We start from the raw sequence: 3,318 nt of genomic DNA, 5'->3' as shown, positions 1-3,318 counted from the left end.
TGCGGGGCCAGGTCGAGGACGGGCGCGCACCACCGCCGGACGGCCAGCCCGACCCGCGAGTCGAAGAGGGTCCCGCCGAGCGGGCCCGGCCCGTCCGCCTCCGTCATCAGGGCCTCGAACCCGGCCCGGTCGAGGTCGCGGCGGACCACGCCGTGACAGTGGTGGTCGATCAGCGGGGGAATGTCGTCGTCGAGCATCGCGCCTCCCTCGTCATACGGTCATGGCGAGCCTACGATGCGTAATTGCGGCCGTGCGGCACCCGGCATCCGCACCACGCCCGGGCGGCCCGCGGGCGCCCCGCGTCCGCACCGCGTGCCGGCACGTCCGCACGCGGCGGGACGCTCGGCGGGACGAGGCGGCAGGCGTGGACGAGGGATGGGAGCAGGGCGTGGAACGGAACGACGGCGGGGCGGCGCGGCGGGCGTTCCAGCCCCTGGACGCCGGCGGGCGGGAGCGGTCGGCGGCCCACGCCGCACGCCTCGCGGCCGAGCTGGACGACCTCGCCGGGGTCGTCCTCGGCTGGGTCGACACCAGCGGCATCACCCGGGTCAAGACCGTGCCGGTGCCGCGGCTGGAGCACGCGGCGGCGTGGGGCGTCGGCATGTCGCCCTGCTTCGACGTGTTCCTGCTGGACGACTCGGTCGTGTCCGGGCGGTACTCCGGCGGCCCGGTCGGCGACCTGCGGCTGCACCCCGACCTCGACCGGCTCGTCCGGCTCGCGGCCCTGCCCGGCTGGGCGTGGGCGCCGGCCGGCCGGTTCACCCAGGACGGCACCGTCCACCCGCTGGACTTCCGCGCGGTGCTCGCGCGGGAGGTCGAGCGGCTCGCGGACCTCGGCTGGTCGGTGCGCGCCGCGTTCGAGATCGAGTGGTGCCTGTCGGACGGCGACGGCGAGGGGTTCACGCCCGCGTGCAACGGCCCCGCCTACGGCATGACGCGGCTCACCGAGCTGTCCGGCTACCTGCGCGACCTGCTCGGCGCGCTCGACCGGACCGGCGTCCACGTCGAGCAGCTTCATCCCGAGTACGCGCCCGGCCAGTACGAGCTGTCGGTCGCCGCCGAGGACCCGGTCGGCGCGGCCGACACCGCCGTCCTCGTCCGGGAGACGATCCGCGCCGTGTCGTTCGACCACGGCATGGTCGCGTCGTTCTCCCCCAAGGTCGTCGCGGACTCGGTCGGCAACGGCGGGCACGTCCACCTCAGCCTGTGGCGGGACGACCCCGCGGAGGGCCCGGTCAACGCGATGTCCGGCGGGCACGAGCCGTTCGGGCTGACGGTCGAGGGCGAGGCGTTCGCCGCGGGCGTCCTCGGCCGCCTGCCCGCGCTGCTCGCGGTGGGCGCGCCGACCGTCGCCAGCTACCTGCGGCTGATCCCGTCGCACTGGGCGGGCGTGTACGGCTGCTGGGGGCTGGAGAACCGCGAGGCCGCGCTGCGCCTGGTCACCGGCGCGATCGGTGACCGGGGCCGGGCGGCCAACATCGAGGTCAAGTGTTTCGACGAGGCGGCAAACCCCTACCTGGCGCTCGCCGCCCTGCTCGCGGCGGGCCGCGCCGGACTCGCCGGGAAGGCGTCGCTGCCCGAGCCGGTGGCGGTCGACCCGGCCACGCTGTCGGACACCGAACGCATCCGGCTCGGCATCGAGGCCCTGCCCGAGTCGCTGGAGGAGGCGGTCGCGGCGTTCGAGCGGGACGAGGTGCTCGCCGAGGCGTTCGGCCCGGAGGTCATCGACACGGTCGCGGCCGTCCGGCGCGGGGAGATCGAGCTGTTCGCGCAGGCGTCCCCGGAGCAGATCACCGAAGCGACCCGGTGGCGCCACTGAGCCCCACGCGACGGGCGGGCGGACGGGATAACCTCGGTGCCAGCCCGCAGCCGACACCGCGACAGGCAGGTCTCCCAGCCCATGAAGATCACCGGATACCGCAGCCACGGCGTCGCCGCCGCGGTCGCGCTGGTGAACGCCGTCACCGTCCCGGAGGGTGACGACGGCCCGGACGCGCTGCGCCGCATCCTGCGCGTCAACGGTTTCGTCTGGCAGGACTTCGATCCGGCGACCGCCGGCGAGTACCGCGCGTGGGGGCGGGAGCTGCGCCCGTTCTTCGAGGCGCCCGACCTGCCCTCGGCCGTCGCCGTCCTCAACGCCCTGCTCGAACGGACCCCGACCAACCCGCACCTGTCCGACCACGACGGCCTCGGCCTGCACCTGCACCACGCCCCGCCGTCCGCGAAGCTCCCGCTCCGCTTCCGCTCGACGACGCTGATGCACCTGTCCGAGCTCGTCTGCTCCTACGGCATCGGCCGCACCGGCGTCTGCGCCGCCCCCGACTGCCTGCACGTCTACGCCGACACGTCCCGCGCGGGCCGCCGCCGCTTCTGCTCCGAGACGTGCGCCAACCGCACCAACGTCGCCGCCTTCCGCGCCCGCCGCCGCTCCCCCGCCTCCTGACCCGGCGGCCGGCTCCCCCGCCCGCCGGTACCGTCGCCGAACCCGCGGCGGGAGGACGTTCCGTGCCCTGATGATCTCCAGGCGTCCGATGAGGTGCGTTCGGAGAAGAGTCGGACGGCCGTCGCGCGCACCGCGCAACCGATCCGGGAAACCCCTTGCGCAATGGTCAAGAAACGTTGACCATTGGCCGCATGGCTACGGATGATCTTCCTGAGACGGTGCACGTCACCACCGATGAGCAGTTGCGCGCGGTGTCCAACCTCACCCGGCATCGGATCATGGCCGTCCTCCGCTTCGAACCGGCGACGATCACGCAGATCGCCGAGCGGGTAGGCCTCGCGAAGGGGAGCTCCAGCTACCACGTGCGGCTGCTCGAACGGGCGGGCCTGGTGAAGGTGGTGCGGACGCGCAAGGTGCGGGGGGTCACCGAGCGGTACTACGCGATGGCGGCCCGGTCGATCGTGCTGCCCGACCCGGCGGCCGGGCAGCCGGACGTGGTGATGCGGCACGCGGTGGCCGACCTGGAGGCGGCCCCGGTGGAGGGCGAGCGGCACGTGCGGATGGCGCACCTGCGGCTCAACGACGAGCAGTTCGCGGAGTTGGGAGCGCGGCTGCGGGCGCTGGCGGACGAGTACCGGGAACTGTCGGATCCGTCCGCGCCGGACGCGTCGCTCGCCTTCGCGCTGTTCCGGCCGGCCTCGCGCGAGCAGGCCGAGGGGGACACCGAATGACATCGCGCGCGAAGGGGTTGCCGGCCGGGTTCGGACGGCTGTGGGCCGCGCAGACGGTGTCCTCGCTCGGCGACGGGGTGACGCTGGCCGCGCTGCCGTTGCTCGCGCTGACGCTGACGCGCGACCCGATGGCGCTCGCCGTCG

Annotated in this window: 3 protein-coding genes and 1 pseudogene; 3 read left to right on the top strand and 1 reads right to left on the bottom strand. The window is 74.6% G+C overall.

The window, feature by feature from the left end; translation table 11 throughout:
* Positions 1-197: pseudogene (locus AB0J52_RS33220) on the bottom strand (amidohydrolase); the annotation flags it as partial.
* 167 nt (positions 198-364) lie between these two features.
* On the opposite strand from AB0J52_RS33220, the gene AB0J52_RS33215 reads away from it, so the two are divergent.
* From AB0J52_RS33215 to AB0J52_RS33205, 3 genes are all read left to right on the top strand, one after another.
* Positions 365-1,819 carry a type I glutamate--ammonia ligase gene (locus AB0J52_RS33215; RefSeq protein ID WP_500186818.1) on the top strand — a complete coding sequence of 485 codons (1,455 nt, stop codon included), beginning with the start codon at positions 365-367 and terminating at the stop codon, positions 1,817-1,819.
* An 81-nt stretch (positions 1,820-1,900) separates the two neighbouring features.
* Positions 1,901-2,443, top strand: coding sequence for a CGNR zinc finger domain-containing protein (locus AB0J52_RS33210; RefSeq protein ID WP_500186817.1), 543 nt, complete (start codon positions 1,901-1,903; stop codon positions 2,441-2,443).
* 191 nt (positions 2,444-2,634) lie between these two features.
* Positions 2,635-3,174 carry an ArsR/SmtB family transcription factor gene (locus AB0J52_RS33205; protein ID WP_500186816.1) on the top strand — a complete coding sequence of 180 codons (540 nt, stop codon included), beginning with the start codon at positions 2,635-2,637 and terminating at the stop codon, positions 3,172-3,174.
* The last annotated feature ends 144 nt before the right edge of the window (positions 3,175-3,318 follow it).

Origin of the sequence: Spirillospora sp. NPDC049652, from assembly GCF_040675125.1 — a bacterium.
Lineage (GTDB): Bacteria > Actinomycetota > Actinomycetes > Streptosporangiales > Streptosporangiaceae > Spirillospora.
The sequence above is the reverse complement of the archived record's forward strand: the minus strand, read 5'-3'. Positions and strand labels throughout refer to the sequence as shown.